Raw genomic sequence first — 16,574 nt, forward strand, 5'->3', positions numbered from 1 at the left:
ATGCACGGGACGGCGGTGCCGGGACACGGCTTACCAGCGCGTCGGCTTGCTCAATGGCGGGGCTTCGCGCTGGCGATCGTAGGCGCGCAACTCGTCGCGGATATGGCCGATACGCTGGCGCCCGAGGTTGTTGCGTTGCTCATCCAGCACGATGCCGTCGAGCAACTCGGCCATGCGCTCCGCGGTCGGCAGCATGGTCTCCCAGGCGTCCAGCGCGGCAATCGGTGCCGGCAGGGTCAGGAAAAACGCGATCGCCGGAGTTTCCAGCTCCTGGATGTTCGCCATGTCGAAGTTGCCGGACTTGGTGATATTGGCAACGCTGAACACCGGCCCGCGCTCGGGTCGTTGATCAAGCAGCCGGTGGAACACGCTCATGTGGCCGTACACCAGGCCGGCCTTCTCGGCCGCCACCACGATGTCGGGACCACGGAGCTTGTGGCCGGCGCGGGCCGCCAGGTAAACGGTCACGATCTTGTCGAACTCGTCGCTGACACGGCGCCCCAGCTCGGCGCTGGCGATATCGGCCGTGCCGTCCAGGCTGCGCTCAAACAGCTCCAGTTCGGCCTGGCTGGTGGCATCACCGGTGGCGGGCGGCTCACCAGCCAGCTCATCCTCCAGTTGCTCGCCCAAGGTGGGCTCGCGACGCTCGCCCGTCGTTTTGGCATCGCGGGGAACCCGCCTGCCCTGTCCGGGTTTGCGTGGACGACCGAAGAATACGATCGCGCCAATCAGGATCAGGCCGGCGATCAGGATTCCGATCCGCAGCAGGGTCATGTCCGACATTGTTTCGCTACTCCTTGCTGGTGCGGTTGTAGGGCAATGGTGCCTCGCCCATCAGGCGGCACCGGCCAGACGGGTGGCCTCGGCCAGGTCCACCGATACCAGACGGCTGACACCGGGCTCGCGCATGGTGACGCCAGCCAGCTGATGCGCTGCTTCCATGGTCGCCTTGTTGTGGCTGACGAACAAGAACTGTACCTGTTCACTCATCTCGCTGACCATCGCCGCCAATCGTCCGACATTGGCTTCATCCAATGGCGCATCCACCTCGTCGAGCAGGCAGAACGGCGCCGGATTGAGCTGGAAGATCGCAAACACCAACGCCACCGCGGTCATCGCCTTCTCGCCGCCAGACAGCAGCGAGATATTCGACACCCGTTTTCCGGGCGGCCGGGCCATGATCGCCACGCCGGCATCGAGCAGATCCTCGCCGGTGAGCTCCAGGTAGGCGTGCCCGCCACCAAACAGGCGCGGATACAGCTGCTGGACGCCGGCATTGACACGGTCGAAGGTGTCCTTGAAGCGGCCCCGGGTTTCCCGGTCGATCTTCCGGATCGCCTCTTCCAGGGTCTCCAGCGCCGTGGTCAGATCGGTGTCCTGGGCATCCAGGTAGTCCTTGCGCTGGGCGGCTTCGGCATGCTCGGCGATCGCGGCCAGGTTGACCGGCTCCAGACGGCGCAGTTTGGCGTCCAGTTCGCTGACCGTCTTCGACCATGCCGCAGGCTCCATCTCGTCGGTCAGGGTATTGGCGACATCCTCAAGCACGAAACCGGTCTCAACCACGTCCTCGGCCAGGGATTCGGCCTTCAGCACGATCGCTTGCTGGTCCAGCCGACGCTGGCCGATCGCCTCGCGCTGCGCCAATGCCTGCTCGTCGCGCTGCTGGCGGGTCTGCTCGAACCGGCGCAGATCATTGTCGATACCGTCCACGGCAGTACGCGCCGCGGTGAGCTTGTGCTCGACCTGAACCCGCTGCTCCAGGGTGGCTTGTCGCTGCTGCTCAAGCTCCAGCACCGGGTCGTCACCTGCGACCAGCTGGCTGGCCAGTTCACCCAGGCGCAGGTCGAGCACGCCGCGTTGGCCGCCCATCCGGTCCAGCGCCTGGGCCAGCGAGGTGACCTGGGCGCGTTGCGACTCCAGGGTCAGTGCCAGCGCATGGCTGGCGTCGCGCGACTCATGGGCCAGGTTGCGGGCCTGGTCGCGGGCTTCCATCAGGTGGCGGCGCTCGCCATCCAGCACCAGCCGCGCATCCTCCAGCTCGGTCATCCGCATGACCGCCTCTTCCTGGCGGAAGCGCGACTCGCGACCCTGCTCGTGTGCGTCGTCCAGGGATCCGACCAACTGGGTCAGTTCAAGCTCGATCTTCTCGATCCGGCCGCGCGCCGAATCCAGGCGGCCCTGCTGGCTCTGCAACCGGCCCGCCATCTCCGAGACGCTGCGATGGGCCGTGTACAGGCTGCGCTGGGCGTCTTCGCGCTGCTGCTCGGCCGCCAGCAGGCGATCACGCAACTGGCTCAGGCCGGAGTCCAACTCGCGCTCGCGCTCCTGCAAGACCTCGATCTGTTCACGCAGCGACTGGATCTCCTTCTCCCGGAGCAACGCGCCCTGCTGGGCCGCGCCCGAGCGCAACACCTGCATCCAGCCGGCGCCCAGGCGCTCACCATTACGGGTGATGACCGACTCGCCTGCAGCCAGTCCAGGCAGCAGCGCACGCGCGGCTTGCAGGTCCTCGGCCACATGCAATCGGGACAAGAGGCGGCGGATCGCCACCGGGCCACGCACCTTGGACGCCAGCGAAGTCGGCGCGACATCAAGCGGGTCGGCTTGGGATGACACCAGCGCAAGACGACCCTCGCCCAGCTCGCCAATCGCCGCCACCAACGCCTCGGGAGATTCGACCAATACCCCTTCGATCAGCTGGCCAAGCGCGTCTTCCACGGCGTTTTCCCAGCCCGCATCGACCGCCAGCGCTTCGCCGACCCGGGTTGCCGAGTCCAGTCCACGTGCCTGCAACCAGGCCGTCGCAGCGCCCTGTTCCTGGCCCAGCGCGGCATTCTGTAGCGCCTCCAGGGACGACAGGCGACCACGCGCCGCCTGTGCCTGTTTGCGCACGTCGGCCAGCCCGGACTGGGTGGCGCGTTGTTGCTCCTGCAATCCGTCGACGCTGGATTTCCGGCCCTCCACAGCGTCGGTCAGGCTGTCCAGCGACAGTTTGTGGGTCTCGTGTTGCTCTTCCAGCTCGGCAAACGTCGCGGCCAGCGTGCTCAGGTCCAGACCGGCGCGTTCGGCGGTCAACGCCTCGCGACGGCGGTCCGCCTCCAGCGCCTGGCGGTCCAGATGCTCGATCCGGGTACGTTCGACATCGGCGGCACGGGTCGCCTCGGACTGGGCACGGGTGTGCTCATCCCAACGCTGCTGCCAGGCTGCCAGCGCGGTCTCGGCATCGCGCAGGACGTCCTGGCGGGCGACATCCTCCTCGCGCATCTGCTCCAACCGTGGCTCATCACTCTCGATTGCCGCAGCCAACACATCCAGGCGGGATTGATCGCTGCCGATATGCTCGGCGATCTGCGCCAGTTGGGTCTGCGCCTCGTCGCGCGCTTTCTGCAGCCGGGTCGACATCTCGCGTTGGTGCTGGATCTGCTGCTCGATCCGGGCCAGCGCGCCGCCGACCTCGTAACTGTTCGCCTGCGCCTTGCTCAGCGCCTCGGCGGCTTCTTCCCGTCGTACCCGGCCGGTCTCGATTTCCCGCTCGGCCTCGCGCTGCTCCGCGATCAACTGCTGCAGGCGGGTCTCCTGCTGGGCCAGTTTTTCGCGTTGTCCCTGCAGCTTGCGGTCCAGCGCACGATGTTCGAGCGCCTTCCATTCCGCGTCCCGGATTCTCCGGTCGGCCTGGATGGCTTGGTATTGCTCGGCCTGGCGGGCCTGGCGGGCAAGATGCTCCAGCTGCTTGCCGACCTCCTCGCGCAGGTCGCTGAGCCGGTCGAGGTTCTCCCGGGTGTGCCGGATGCGGGTCTCGGTCTCCTTGCGACGCTCCTTGTACTTGGAGATGCCGGCTGCCTCTTCCAGGTACACGCGCAGATCCTCGGGCCGGGCCTCGATGATCTGGCTGATCATTCCCTGCTCGATGATCGAATAACTGCGCGGACCCAGTCCGGTCCCCAGGAACAGATCGGTAATGTCGCGTCGGCGGCACTTGCTGCCATTGAGGTAGTACTGGCTGCCCCCATCACGGCTGACCAGGCGCTTGACCGATATCTCATCGAAGGCGCCGTACTCACCGGTGATGGTGTGGTCGGAGTTGTCGAACACCAGCTCAACGGTGGCCTGCGACACCGGCTTGCGCGCCGAGGAGCCCGCGAAAATCACGTCGGTCAACGAATCCCCGCGCAGCCGGCTGGCCGAGCTTTCGCCCATCACCCAACGCACCGCGTCGATGATGTTGGACTTGCCGCAGCCGTTCGGCCCGACCACTGCAGTCAGGTTCGACGGCAGGTGCAGGGTGGTCGGATCGACGAAGGACTTGAAGCCGGACAGCTTGATCGTGGACAGACGCATGCGTCGCGGGAACCTCTTGAGCGCCACACGGGCGCTTCCATTAATGCCAAATGAGTTTAACTATATCGCCCAAGCTGTTGAATCCTATGAAACAAGACCCTGAAGAAGCCTGTGCCCATCGGCAAGTATAACGGGCCAAGGCGGACTGCCGGATCACCCGGGGAAGGTCTGAACAATTAACCGTCACCCCATAACAAACCATCACCCCACACCAAACCGTCACCCCACACCAAACCGTCACCCCATAACAAACCGTCACCCCACAACAAGCCATCACCCCACACCAAGCCGTCATCCCCGCGAAGGCGGGGATCCATGGACTTCAAGCCGCTGACCCCAGGAACGTTCATCCATCACCGTCCAGGCGCTCGCCGCTGTCGGGATCAAAGAAGTGGACGCTGCCCGCCGCAAGCGACAAGGGCAGCTTCGCCCCCACCCCGGGCAGCTCCTGGGGCGGACAGCGCGCAACCAGCGCGTCGGAACCATGGCGCAGGTTGACGAAGATCTCGTTGCCGACCGGTTCGAGCATCTCGATCCCGGCCACGAAACTCGGGCTGGCTCCATCGGTCGCCGGCTGCAGGTGCTCGGGCCGGAAGCCGATCGTCACCTCGCGCTGCAGCCATGGCACCGGGACTTCACTGACAGCCCCGTCCAGACCGATGCGATCACCTTCGGCGGTGTGCAGCGACAACCCGTCGTCGTCACGCTGCAGCCGGCCGTGCAACACATTCATTGCCGGGCTGCCCAGGAACGTGGCGACAAACAGGTTCGCCGGCTTGGCGTACAGGTTCATCGGAGTGTCTATCTGCTGGATCAGGCCATCGTTGAGCACCACGATCCGCTGCCCCAGCGTCATCGCCTCGATCTGGTCATGGGTTACGTACACCATCGTCGCACCCAACTGGCGATGCAGACGCGCGATTTCCACCCGCATCCCGGCGCGCAGCTTGGCGTCCAGGTTGGACAAGGGTTCATCCAGCAGGAACACCTGCGGTTGCCGGACCAGCGCCCGTCCCAGCGCCACCCGCTGGCGCTGGCCACCCGACAGCACGGCCGGCTTGCGCTCCAGCAACTCGTCCAGCTGCAGCATCGTGGCTGCCTCACCGACCCGGGCGCGGATCTCGGCCTTGGCCATCCCGCGCAGCTTGAGCCCGAAGCCCAGGTTCTCCGCCACCGTCATGTGCGGATACAACGCGTAGCTCTGGAACACCATCGCGATGTCGCGATCCTTGGGTGGCAGGTCGTTGACCACGCGCTCGCCGATCCGCAATTGTCCGGCGGTCACGGTTTCCAGCCCGGCGATCATCCGCAGCAGCGTTGACTTGCCACAGCCCGACGGCCCCACCAGCACCAGCAATTCACCATCGGCGACCACGAAGCTGGCCTCGGCAACGCCAACGTGACCATTCGGGTAGACCTTGCGCACACGCTCCAGGCTGACCTTGGCCATGCACTCTCCTGCGGTTGTGACCCAAGGTTACCGCGATGGGTCGGCCGGCGGCCCGCCTGCCTCGGCTATCCTGCCACGCAACCACCCTCACGCCACCCGTCGACCCCGTCGCCGGGCCGTCAATTCCCAGAGACCCAGTATTCATGAGCGATGCACGCGTTTTCCCGGACGGCTTCCTGTGGGGCGCCGCCACGGCCGCCCACCAGATCGAAGGCTCGCCGCTGGCCGATGGTGCCGGCGCAAGCATCTGGACCCGCTTCGCCCACACCCCCGGCATGACGGTCGACGGCGCCACCGGCGATGTTGCCTGCGATCATTACCGGCGCTGGAAGGACGACGTGGCCTTGATGCGCGAACTGGGCCTGACGGCCTACCGCTTCAGCGTGTCGTGGTCGCGGATCCTGCCGGACGGCACCGGCCGGGTAAACCAGGCCGGGCTGGACTTCTACTCCAACCTGGTCGACGAGCTGCTGGCCAACGGCATCGAGCCGATGCTGACGCTTTACCACTGGGACCTGCCGGCGGCGCTGGACGACCGCGGGGGCTGGCTCAACCCGGACAGCGCCGACTGGTTCGCCGAGTACGCCAGCGTCATGTATCGCGCCCTCGACGGCCGAGTGAAGAAGTGGGTCACCCTCAACGAGCCGTGGGTGATCACCGATGGCGGCTACCTGCACGGTGCCCTCGCCCCCGGCCACCGCAGCCGCTACGAGGCACCGATTGCCAGCCACAACCTGATGCGGGCCCATGGCGCGGCGGTAAAGGCCTACCGCGACATCGGCCAACACGAGATCGGCCTGGTGGTGAACATCGAGCCGAAGTACCCCGCGAGCGACTCACCCGACGACCATGCCGCCGTCGCCCGCGCGCATGCCTATATGAATGGCCAGTACCTGGACCCCGCCCTGCTCGGTCATTACCCGCCCGAGATGAAGGAAATATTCGGCGACGCATGGCCGGATTGGCCGGCGCAGGACCTCGAGCTGATCCAACAGAAACTCGACTTCATCGGCATCAACTACTACACCCGCAGCGTCACCCGGGCCGACGACAGCTACCCGTTGAACGCCGGCGCCGTGCGGCAACCGCTGGGCACCTACAGCGAGACCGGCTGGGAAGTGTTCCCGCAGGGCCTGGTCGACCTGCTGTCCTGGGCCAGGGACCGCTACGGCAATATCCCCACCTACATCACCGAAAATGGCGCCGCGTTCTTTGACCCGCCGGTCGCCGAGGATGGCCGTGTGCGCGACCCGTTGCGGACCGATTACCTGCGGAAGCACATCGGCGCCGTGCACCAGGCGATAGCGGCCGGCTGCGACATCCGCGGCTACATGCTGTGGTCGCTGATGGACAACCTGGAATGGTCACTGGGCTACACCAAGCGCTTTGGCATGGTGCACGTGAACTACGCCACCCAGCAGCGCACACCGAAGGACAGCGCGCGCTGGTATGCCAAGGTCATCGCCAGCCACGGCCGGCACCTGGATGAGCCGTTGCCGTAACGCTCGTCCGGATGCTTATTCCCCTTGTTCGGTAATGTCCTCGACACGCTGCACGCGCCTACGGTACTCAGCGACGTTGTCGCCACCAATGCGCTTCCTCTGCGTGCCTTTCAGCGTGTCGACCTTCTGGTCCGTGCCGGTCACCTGCTTGGCTTCGACGACGGTATCGCGTTCGAAGGCATGGGATTTATCGGTGTTGCGGTAATACCGGTACAGGGCCCAGTACAGGCCGGTGGCGCCTGCCGGACCGAGCAGGAGCAGCCATAGACCACCGTCGTCGCCCATCACTAATTCCCCATCATGATCATGAGTGCAATGCCTTCGAGAACGCTGCCGGCAGTTAGCGCGGCCAGCAGGAGCTTCCATTGCTGCACCGGCACGCTGCCCATGGTCTCGCCGGTGCGACCATTCACCGCGATGTAGTGCAGCATGCCGCCGTTGCTGCCCGGCTGGTGGTACGAGTACAGCCATACGGGCAGGTACATCGACACCCAGCGGGTGCCGTGAACGGTGAGGCCTTCCTGCTCCCAGCGCACGCCGCGATCGTAACGGTCCACCGATTTTTCGACCTGGGAGCGGGCGATCGACAGCAGTTGGTCTTCCAGACGTGGGCGCAGGTGCTCCACATCCTGGTCGCGCTTCTCCGTGCTGAAGCCGGCCAGGAAGGAAGCGTTCCACTTCACCGCGTTCTTCGTGTCGAACGGCAGGATCGTGTTGATGATGTTGTTGGTGTTGCTGCCCGTGTCGAGGTTGCCGCGCTCAGTGGAGGATTCCATTGGCAGGTCGTCCACGGTGAAGTCCACGTGCCGGCCGACCTGGTACACGTCGGCGTCGTAGTAGGTCTCTTTTTTGTCGCCGCTGCCGCGCGTGTAACGCCGCGTCTGGATCTCGCCATGGCCGGTGACGTCGGCGCTCGCGTTGCCATCGACGATCATGTACGGCAGGTAGACGCCGATAACGTTCTCGGGCGTGAACTGCTCCTTGAATTCCTTCAACGCGAACATGCGTCGCTTGTTCACGAACTGGCGGATACGCGCGACCGCGTCGTCCTTGCCGATGTGGAACGGCAGCACCGCGTCGGGCACCGCGCCGTTGGCCACCTGCTCGTTGACGCCGAAAACGTGGCGGCACCAATGACAGCGCGCGGTCATCGCATTTTCGGTATTGATCGTCACCTCGGCGCCGCAGCCGGTGCACTTGAAGCTCATCAGGCTGGCGGCGTCGGCCTCTATGTCCCGCGCACCCGAAGCGATCACCGTGCCGGTGAGCTCGTCAAGGCCTTCGCCGAGCCCGAATTCCTCCTCGACCCGCTCGGCTTGCCATTGGTGGCGGCAAAAGAGGCAGACCAACAGGTCGCTGCCGGCCTTTTGCCGGACCTCGCTGGCACCGCATTTGGGGCAGCGGTTGAGGCCGTCCTGAAGCTCGGTGGCAGAAGTGTCGATGGCGACCGGATCGGGCGCCAGCAATTCGTCGCGGATCGGTTCGGGCAGCGTGTCCGGGTCGACAGGAAAACTACCCGGTCGCGGCGGCACATCCTGCGGCGAGCCGGGACCGGTGTAAGGCGGCACCCGCGGCGGCGTAGTGGTATCCGGCATGGTTCTGCGACTCCGCCTTACAGGCCCAGTACCTTGGCCTTGGCCGCGTCGTAGTCAGCCTGGGTAATCAGGCCGAGATCAAGCATTTCCTTCGCCTTGGTCAATTTCGCAATCGGGTCAGCCGCGGCGGGTGCGGCTGGTGCCACCGGTTGCTGCAAGTTACCCAGGCCACCCATCATGCCGCTCGCCATCCCGATGCCCATGACACCTGCGGCGCCACTGGTCTCACCCGCCGACTGGATACCCTGCGCGACGCTGGCCTGCAGGTTGGAATTGCCGCGTGCACCGGCCAGTGCGTCGGCGCGTTGCACGGTCTTGAGCAGTTCCCGCGTATTGGGGTCGTATTCAATGGAAATGATGGCGGTCTTGAAGATGGCCAGGCCACGGTCGGATTTCCACTGATAGGCGTTTTCCACCGCGTCGGACAGGCTCTTGGCAAAGCCAATCGAATCCTGCTGCAGCTTGGTGATGCGATTGCCCTTGCTCGGATCATTCGTATACAGACTGAAGGCCGGCGCAAGCGAACCCACCACTTCGTTGAACAGCTGGCTGGCGGCGGCATTGTCGATGTCGGTGAAATCGAAGACCTGGCCCGGCTGGAGATACGCTGCCGGTACGAAATTCTTCACGAACAGGATCGGATCGACGATCTTCAGCGTGTAGGTACCACGCGTCACCGCGCCCACCTGCGTGCCCAGGAAGCCATCGTCCCAATAGATTTCAGATTGCGTGCCGAAGCGGTTGTTCGGCAGTTCCTTCAGCGACACGAAGAAAGCGGCTTGCTGCGAACCGGGCTGGCCGCCGAACTTGAAGCGCTCCCAGCTCTGCTTGATCAGCGAAGAGACAAGTCCGTCGCCTGCGAAAACCGACTTCGAGTTGAGGTCGTCCGATCGCCATTCATAACCGCCCGGCTCGGCCGCGAAACCGGTGATCGCGCCATCCTGGAACAGCAGCAACCCGTAACCTTCGGGCACGATGATCTTCGAACCGTTGGTGATGATGTTCGAGGACGCCTTGGTATTGGAGCCGCGCCCTGCATTGGTGCCATGCGGCACCGCCGCGAACAACGCCGCGGTCGACGGCAAACCCTCCGGCACCGTGTAGAAGTCCTTCCATTGGTCGGCGAGCGCACCACTGACCGAACCCACTACTGCTTGAACAAGCCCCATGCCAACTCTCCCTGATTCGTGACCGGGTACTGTACCCGCCATGCTGCGGGCAACTATACCTGCGCACAGTTATCAATCAGGAAGCCCCGCGGCTTCCGGGTCGTGGGTTACGGCGACACCCCAACCTCCACGTCGGCTTGCAACCGGTCGATTCGCAGCTCGCTCCCCTGCCACGGACGCGGCTCGCCATCGATGCGTGCATTGCCGCCGGTCATCGGCTTGGGCAACCGCAGCACCACGCCGCCGGGCGGCAGCCGGATGCCGGGGTGCAGCTTGAGCCGGACCGTGTCGCCATCGCGATGCAAGGTGTAGCCCAACTCGCCATACGGCGTGCGCAGACCGTCAATGACAATTCCCTGCCCGTCCAGCCAACTGGCCGGGATGCCGGCGGCGATCACCAGCGATTGGTCGATCTCGCGGCTGTAGGCAAACAGGTCCAGCGCGGAGCGCACGTAGTCCGATGCCACCCAGGCGTGTGGCAGGTCACCGAGGAAAAACGGTTTGCGCGGCGTGCGCGAGACCACTTCGGCCCACTGGTTCCAGCCTGGCGGCTGCTGGTCGGCGAAGAAGAACGCCAGCGCTTCGTGGGCACGCTCGCGCCAGCCCAGGCGCACGAAGGTACCGACGGTCCGCAGCTCGTACGGGGTGTAGTCCTTCCAGTCCCGGGTGCCGTCACGACGACCGACAAACTCGCGCCAGTAACGCTCGAAGGTGTTGTGCAACAGCTCTGTTGGCATCCGGCCCTGCTCGCCACCCGGCGCCAGCGCGATGGTGGTCGAGGTCGCGTCAAAATCGCCGAGCTCGGCCGCGCCGGGGATGTAGTCGATATCGTGTTGCCCGGTCGCCGCCTCGATGGAGGCGTACAGGTCGGCGCGGAACTGGTCGCGCGACGCCGCGAACCGCTCGGCATCGGCATCACGGCCCAGCCATTGCGCGATCAGCACCGCGTCCTTGTAGCCGCGCAGCGTCCAGAAGTTGTCCCAGTACGAGTGCATCGGCTTGGCCGAGTAGCCCTCGTGACTGATCGAGGCCGGCATCATGCCGTAGAACGCCGGGTTGATGGCGCGGTTGGCCGCGGTGCGCTCGCTCAGGCGCAACTGGTCCATGTAGCCCACCGCAGCCGCCACGTGGGGCCACAGGTCTTCGAGCACTTGCCGGTCGCGGCGATGGCGGTAGACCTCGGCGATGGTGAATATCAGCTCGCCGTGGCTGTCGTTCTCCGGCACCGGATCGCTGCCGCGGTCGTCGACGCAACACGGGACTTTGCCGCTATCGAACTGATACGGCGCGTGCCAGCGCACGAATGCTTCGGCGACATCCCCGCGGCCCAGCCGCAACAGGCCCTCGGAAATCATCGCGCCATCGCGGATCCAGGTCCGGGCGTAGGAGCGGGTGCCCGGCCGCAGCTGCGGGCCATTGCGGCTGATCAGCATGTGGGCCAATCCGGTGCGCAGGGTATCGACCACGTGCTGGCCGGCAGCGGGCACCTCCAGGGTCACCCGATCCAGTTTGTCGTGCCAGTCGATGGCTGCGCGGGCCTGCCGGGCCGCCGCATCGCCGGCCAGAACGCCGTCGACCGCAAGATCGCCTGTCAGTGGTGCGCGCCAGTCGAAGCTGCGGCTCTCGCCCGCTGCCAGCCGGACCCGGTACAACATCGCGCCCGACGCCAGGCCGGTGGGGTCGTGCTCGACCCGGGCACGGATGCCGGCCTTGACCAAATCGTCGGGCGGCTCGGGATCGGCCTGGAATCCGGTCGCCGCCCTTGCCGCGAGTCGCTCGACGACCGTGCCGGCATCGAAGGTGGAGGCGATGGTCGCATCGGGCACTTGTGACGGTGCAATCTTGCGTTCGCCATTGACGGTCCAGACGCCCGCCTGCGCCGACAACGAGCCTCCCGAAGCATCGAATGCCAAGCGGTTGATCGGGCTGACGCCGCCGGGCGTGCTCAGGAACTGGGACGGCGGATTGACCTGCAGCGGCCGCAGCGCCAACGCCAGGGTGTAGTCGCGGGATTGCCCGCTGGTATTGGTAAGCACGTAACGGGCACTCAGCTGCGATTGCCCGGGCCGGCCTTCGGCGAAGGGGGTGATCGCCAGATCGAACTGCGGATGACGCCAGCCGACGGTCGGGATCGGCAGATAGCCATCGAGCAGCGACTGGCTGGCCTCCACGTCCGCCCAGCTGACCAGCTCGCCATCGCTGATCACGAACGGTTCGATGCGGATGCCGCCGCGTGCCACTTCCACCGCGCCGTCCTCGCCGATCAAGCCCTGCTCGGCGCCGCCGTCGGTCCCGACCACGGTCCAGTACGGCTGCACGCCAACGAAGCCACGCGGGTAATGGCCACGTGGCGCGGTCGCGGCGATGGCGCGGATGAAGTCGTTCGGGGTCGATGCAAACCCGAGTGGTTCGATGGTGATCCCGGCCAGCGCAAACTCCGCGTCCGTGCCGCCCATCGGTCGCAAACGCAGGTAGCGCGCCTCGGACTCCGGCAAGGCGATCCAGTCCCGACCTCCGTTGCCGTCGGTCACCCGGCGGACGTCGCGCCATAGCCTGCGATCATTCGACAAGGCGATGGCGTAATCGCTGGCGTGCCGGTCACCCCATTGCAGGCTCAGTCCGCCAAATTCACGCAGGCGGCCCAGGTCCAGCACCAGGTCGGCGCCGTCCTGGAAACGCGCCCGCCACACGGTTTCCGGGTCACCGTCGGTGACGGCGCTCACGGCAACGGCGTCGACCGAAGCCTTGCCCTCGACGTCGCCCACGCCCTCGCCCGCCTCGACGCTCGCCGTAGCAGTCAACGGTGAGCCATCGTCCGGCGTCCGCTCCCGGAACACCAGGCTGTCGAAACAAACGGCCCCGGCGCCGCCGGCGCTGCTGTAGACCGTGAACTCGACGCTGGCGCTGCGGTGCATTGCCGGATCGGGGGACGGCCCCCACGCCCGACTGATGTGGCGCTTCTTGTAGACCACCGGTGTCCACTGCGCCGGCAGCTCGACCTTGGGCCGGTTGACCCACCACACGTTGTCGCCGCTGGCATCCACCAGTTTGAACTGCAGGTCATTGACCGGTGCATCGCCGCGCAACTGGAACGAGAACTGATAATCCGCGGGGTATTCCATCGGCAGCTTACGTTGCAGGCCGACGTAACCGGAGACGCCATTGAAATCGTAGTCCAGACACAGTGCGCGACCCTGGATGCCATCGACTTCGCGCAAGCTGCCGCTGACCTGGTCGGAGGTGACGACGCTCCAGTCGGCGGCATGGTCGAAGCCATCCAGCGTGCGCGCCTGGCCGTGGGCAAGCACCGGCACCGACTGCGCCGATACCAGCAACAAGCCGAACGCAAGCAGGACCCGACCGCGGGTCTTCCCGCCGGTCAATTCCGGGTCAACACGACTGGACGCATACATTGATCGTGCCTCCTTCAGCCCTTGACGCTGCCCACCAGCAAACCCTGCATGTAATAGCGCTGCAGCACCAGGAACAACACCAGTACCGGCAGCACGGTGACCACCGAGCCGGCCATCATCAGTTCGTTGTCCTGCACGTGCTCGCGCGACAGCGACGCCAGCGCCACCGGCAGCGTGTACAGGTCGGCATCACTGAGCACGATCAATGGCCACATGAAGTCGTTCCAGGCGGCCAGAAAGCTGAAAATCGCGAGCGTCACCAGGATCGGCTTGAGCGCCGGCAGCACGATCTGGAAGAAGATCCGGAACTCGCCGGCGCCATCGATCCTCGCGGCCTCCAGAAGTTCATCCGGGATCGAGCGCGCGTACTGGCGGACCAGGAAGATGCCGAAAATACCCGCCATGCCGGGCACGATCGCCGCGGCATAGGTATTCACCAGCCCGACCTGCTTGAGCATCAGGAACAACGGCATCATCGCCACCTGCGCCGGGATCACCAGCGCCGCCAGCAGCACCCGGAATACCGGCTCGCGACCGGCAAAGCGCAGCTTCGCAAAGGCGTAACCAGCCAGGGTGTTGAGCAACACGGCGATCAGTGTGGTCAACGTCGCCACCAGGAAGCTGTTGAACAGGTAGCGGCCCATCCCGGCCTTGGCGAACAGCTCGTGGTAGTTGCCCCACGTCGCCGCGGACGGCAACAACGGCGGTGGGAAGCTGCTGGCCTCCCCGGGCTGCATGAATGACACCGACGCCATCCACAGCAACGGCGCCAGGCTCAAAACGCCCAACGCGAGCATCAGGCCGTTGACGATGCTCTGGGCGATGCGCGGGCTCATGCGCCCTCCCCGGCCCGCATCATTCGGCTCCCTTGCGTCGCGCGAACCACAACAACGCGCTGGTGATGGTGGTCATCAGCACGAACAACAGAAACGCGACCGCCGATGCGTTGCCCAGGTTCCACCACTTGAAGCCCTCCTCGTACATCAGGTACAGCACGCTGACGGTGCTCTGCAGCGGCCCGCCCTGGGTCATCACGTAGGGCTCGGCAAACAGTTGAAAGTAGCCGGCCAGGGTCAGGATGGTGACCAGCAACATCACCGGCCCCAGCATCGGCAGGGTGATATGCCAGAACTGCCGCCAGCGCGAGGCGCCATCGATGCGCGCGGCTTCGTACAGATCCTCCGGGACCGCCTGCAGGCCGGCGATGAAGATGATCATGTTGTAGCCGAAGTTCTTCCACACCGCGAACGCGATGATGGTCGGCATCGCCCAGTGCGGGTCGCCGAGCCAGTCGACCGGGTTGACGCCGACTCCCGACAGCGCCCAGTTCACCAGTCCGTAGCGGGTGTGGAACAGGTACCGCCAGATCACCGCCACCGCCACCACGGTGGTTACCACCGGCGCGAAAAATGCCGTGCGGAACAGCGGCTTCAGCAGCCCGAGCTTCGAGTGCAGCAGCAAGGCGGCGCCCAGCGACACCGCGATCGACAGCGGCACCCCGACCACCACGAAGTACAGCGTATTGCCCAGCGCCTTCCAGAACAGCGGCGTTTGCAGCAATTCGATGTAGTTGCCCAGGCCCACGAAACGCAGGTTGCCGATGTCGGCCAGGGCGTAGATGTCGAAGTCGGTCAGGCTCAGTGCAAATGCGGCGAACACCGGCACCCCGAAAAACAGGCCGATGACGATGAGTGCGGGCGCGGCGAAGATCCAGCCGGCGGTTGAGGACTTCATGGCGCAACCTGCCCCGGGTCGCTGTCGGGCTCGACTTCGCGGCCGCTGTCGTTGTCGCGATCACTTTCGCGGTCCAGCATCCAGCGGCGCTTCTCCAGTATCGCGTCGGTGCGACGGTCAAGCTCTGCGGCCGCTTCGTCCACGCTCAGCCGGCCGGCGACCATGCGTTCGCTGACCACCAGCATCTCGTTGGCGATGCGCTCCCATTCGGGCACCTTCGGCGTGGGTTTGGCGCGCTCCAGCTGGTCGCGGAAGGCACGCGCGTAGACATCCTCGACCAGCGCATCGCTTTGCCATGCGCTGCGTCGCGGTGGCAGGTCACCGGTGCGGGCATGGAAACGGGCCTGGATCTCAGGGCGCGACAAAAAACTGATCCACTCCCATGCCGCGTCCTTGTGCGGGGAGTCGCTGAAGATTACGAAGCTCGTTCCGCCGGCCACCGATGCACCGGGGCCGTCGGGGCCGGGCAGCGGCATGGTCATCCACGCCTCCGACAGCTCGGCCGGCAGGCGCTTGCGGAACTCGGCGATATTCCACGGCCCGCTGAGGTAGAACGAGAAAAAGCCACGCCCGAACTCATCCCAGACGTTGGAGATCTGGGTATTGGCGACCTGCGGCGCCCAACCCTTGTCGAACATCTCCTTGTAGAACGCCAGCGCACGCTTGAACCCCGGGCTGCGGAAGTTGCCGTAACGGCCACCGTCGCGCAGCAGCGGCTCGGGCTGTTGCATGGCCAAATTGAGCAGCGGCTCGAACTCGTTCAGCGGCAGCAGGATCGCGTACCGGTCGGGGCCAACCATCTGCTTGATCGCGGCCATCGCGGTACGCCATTCGTCCCATGTGGTCGGCGGCTGGTCGAACCCGGCTTGGCGCAGCAAGTCGCGCCGATAGAACGGCAGGCGGGTTTCCACGTACCACGGCACCGCATAGGTATGGCCGTCCACCACGCCGCTGTCCCAGGCGCCGGGAAAGTAGTCTTGCGGGTCGAGTTGTGGGGTCGCCGCGATGTGCGGTTCCAGCTCCGTCAACGCTCCCAGCAGTGCGAACTCGGGAATCCACGTATTGCCGATGGCGCAAACGTCCGGCAAGGAATCGCCCGCGTAGGCGGTCAGCAGCTTCTCATGGGCGGCGGTCCAGGGCAGCTGCTGCAACGCAATGCGGATGTGCGGGTGTTCGCGCTCGAACTGGGGCACCAGCTCGGCGACAACTTCGCCTTCATAACCCATCGCCCAGAACTCGACCACGGTACTGCCGTCGTCCTCGCGCGAGCAGCCGGCCAGCAACAACAGGCACAGGGCCAGCGAGAGAATGCCACCGACGCAGGCCGTATCCGATATCCACCGCTTCATGCTCACCTTGGCATCTTCATGCCG

At 65.5% G+C, this 16,574-nt stretch carries 11 protein-coding genes; 1 reads left to right on the forward strand and 10 read right to left on the reverse strand.

Going from position 1 to position 16,574, the window contains the following annotated elements; all coding sequences use genetic code 11:
• Window positions 1–30: 30 nt before the first annotated feature.
• The 3 genes from zipA to ACW7G6_RS03890 all read right to left on the reverse strand — a co-directional run bounded on the left by zipA (window position 31) and on the right by ACW7G6_RS03890 (window position 5,788).
• On the reverse strand, window positions 31–783 hold the full coding sequence (gene zipA / locus ACW7G6_RS03880; RefSeq protein ID WP_456979553.1) for a cell division protein ZipA: 753 nt from the start codon (window positions 781–783) through the stop codon (window positions 31–33).
• 51 nt (window positions 784–834) lie between these two features.
• Window positions 835–4,338: a chromosome segregation protein SMC gene (smc, locus tag ACW7G6_RS03885; RefSeq protein ID WP_456997578.1), complete on the reverse strand. Its 3,504-nt coding sequence runs from the start codon at window positions 4,336–4,338 to the stop codon at window positions 835–837.
• Window positions 4,339–4,684: 346 nt separating this feature from the next.
• Window positions 4,685–5,788, reverse strand: coding sequence for an ABC transporter ATP-binding protein (locus ACW7G6_RS03890; RefSeq protein WP_456979555.1), 1,104 nt, complete (start codon window positions 5,786–5,788; stop codon window positions 4,685–4,687).
• A 143-nt stretch (window positions 5,789–5,931) separates the two neighbouring features.
• Between ACW7G6_RS03890 and ACW7G6_RS03895 the strand changes: the two genes are divergently transcribed.
• Window positions 5,932–7,290 (forward strand): GH1 family beta-glucosidase, encoded by a 1,359-nt coding sequence (locus ACW7G6_RS03895; RefSeq protein ID WP_456979556.1) that lies wholly within the window; start codon window positions 5,932–5,934, stop codon window positions 7,288–7,290.
• Window positions 7,291–7,305: 15 nt separating this feature from the next.
• On the opposite strand, the gene ACW7G6_RS03900 is transcribed toward ACW7G6_RS03895, so the two are convergent.
• From ACW7G6_RS03900 to ACW7G6_RS03930, 7 genes are all read right to left on the reverse strand, one after another.
• On the reverse strand, window positions 7,306–7,575 hold the full coding sequence (locus ACW7G6_RS03900; RefSeq protein ID WP_456979557.1) for a hypothetical protein: 270 nt from the start codon (window positions 7,573–7,575) through the stop codon (window positions 7,306–7,308).
• A 2-nt stretch (window positions 7,576–7,577) separates the two neighbouring features.
• Window positions 7,578–8,885 (reverse strand): TFIIB-type zinc ribbon-containing protein, encoded by a 1,308-nt coding sequence (locus tag ACW7G6_RS03905; protein WP_456979558.1) that lies wholly within the window; start codon window positions 8,883–8,885, stop codon window positions 7,578–7,580.
• A gap of 17 nt (window positions 8,886–8,902) precedes the next feature.
• Entirely contained in the window at window positions 8,903–10,054 is a 1,152-nt protein-coding gene (locus ACW7G6_RS03910; protein ID WP_456979559.1) for an SPFH domain-containing protein, read from the reverse strand.
• 107 nt (window positions 10,055–10,161) lie between these two features.
• On the reverse strand, window positions 10,162–13,467 hold the full coding sequence (locus ACW7G6_RS03915) for a discoidin domain-containing protein (RefSeq protein WP_456997579.1): 3,306 nt from the start codon (window positions 13,465–13,467) through the stop codon (window positions 10,162–10,164).
• 14 nt (window positions 13,468–13,481) lie between these two features.
• Entirely contained in the window at window positions 13,482–14,303 is an 822-nt protein-coding gene (locus ACW7G6_RS03920; RefSeq protein WP_456979561.1) for a carbohydrate ABC transporter permease, read from the reverse strand.
• Between the two features lie 19 nt (window positions 14,304–14,322).
• Window positions 14,323–15,201: a carbohydrate ABC transporter permease gene (locus tag ACW7G6_RS03925; protein ID WP_456979562.1), complete on the reverse strand. Its 879-nt coding sequence runs from the start codon at window positions 15,199–15,201 to the stop codon at window positions 14,323–14,325.
• A complete protein-coding gene (locus ACW7G6_RS03930) occupies window positions 15,198–16,550 on the reverse strand; it encodes a sugar ABC transporter substrate-binding protein (protein ID WP_456979563.1) in 1,353 nt (450 codons plus the stop codon). Before ACW7G6_RS03930 ends, ACW7G6_RS03925 begins: the two co-directional genes overlap by 4 nt.
• Window positions 16,551–16,574: the final 24 nt, after the last annotated feature.

The sequence above is a fragment of the Lysobacter sp. A421 genome, assembly GCF_054052145.1.

Bases quoted from the DNA above. Each gene is read 5' to 3' on its own strand.
- ACW7G6_RS03890 (WP_456979555.1), bottom strand. From the start codon at position 5,788: ATGGCCAAGGTCAGCCTGGAGCGTGTGCGCAAGGTCTACCCGAATGGT.
- ACW7G6_RS03920 (WP_456979561.1), bottom strand. From the start codon at position 14,303: ATGAGCCCGCGCATCGCCCAGAGCATCGTCAACGGCCTGATGCTCGCG.
- zipA (WP_456979553.1), bottom strand. From the start codon at position 783: ATGTCGGACATGACCCTGCTGCGGATCGGAATCCTGATCGCCGGCCTG.
- ACW7G6_RS03900 (WP_456979557.1), bottom strand. From the start codon at position 7,575: ATGGGCGACGACGGTGGTCTATGGCTGCTCCTGCTCGGTCCGGCAGGC.
- ACW7G6_RS03905 (WP_456979558.1), bottom strand. From the start codon at position 8,885: ATGCCGGATACCACTACGCCGCCGCGGGTGCCGCCTTACACCGGTCCC.
- ACW7G6_RS03915 (WP_456997579.1), bottom strand. From the start codon at position 13,467: ATGTATGCGTCCAGTCGTGTTGACCCGGAATTGACCGGCGGGAAGACC.
- ACW7G6_RS03925 (WP_456979562.1), bottom strand. From the start codon at position 15,201: ATGAAGTCCTCAACCGCCGGCTGGATCTTCGCCGCGCCCGCACTCATC.
- ACW7G6_RS03930 (WP_456979563.1), bottom strand. From the start codon at position 16,550: ATGAAGCGGTGGATATCGGATACGGCCTGCGTCGGTGGCATTCTCTCG.
- ACW7G6_RS03895 (WP_456979556.1), top strand. From the start codon at position 5,932: ATGAGCGATGCACGCGTTTTCCCGGACGGCTTCCTGTGGGGCGCCGCC.
- ACW7G6_RS03910 (WP_456979559.1), bottom strand. From the start codon at position 10,054: ATGGGGCTTGTTCAAGCAGTAGTGGGTTCGGTCAGTGGTGCGCTCGCC.
- smc (WP_456997578.1), bottom strand. From the start codon at position 4,338: ATGCGTCTGTCCACGATCAAGCTGTCCGGCTTCAAGTCCTTCGTCGAT.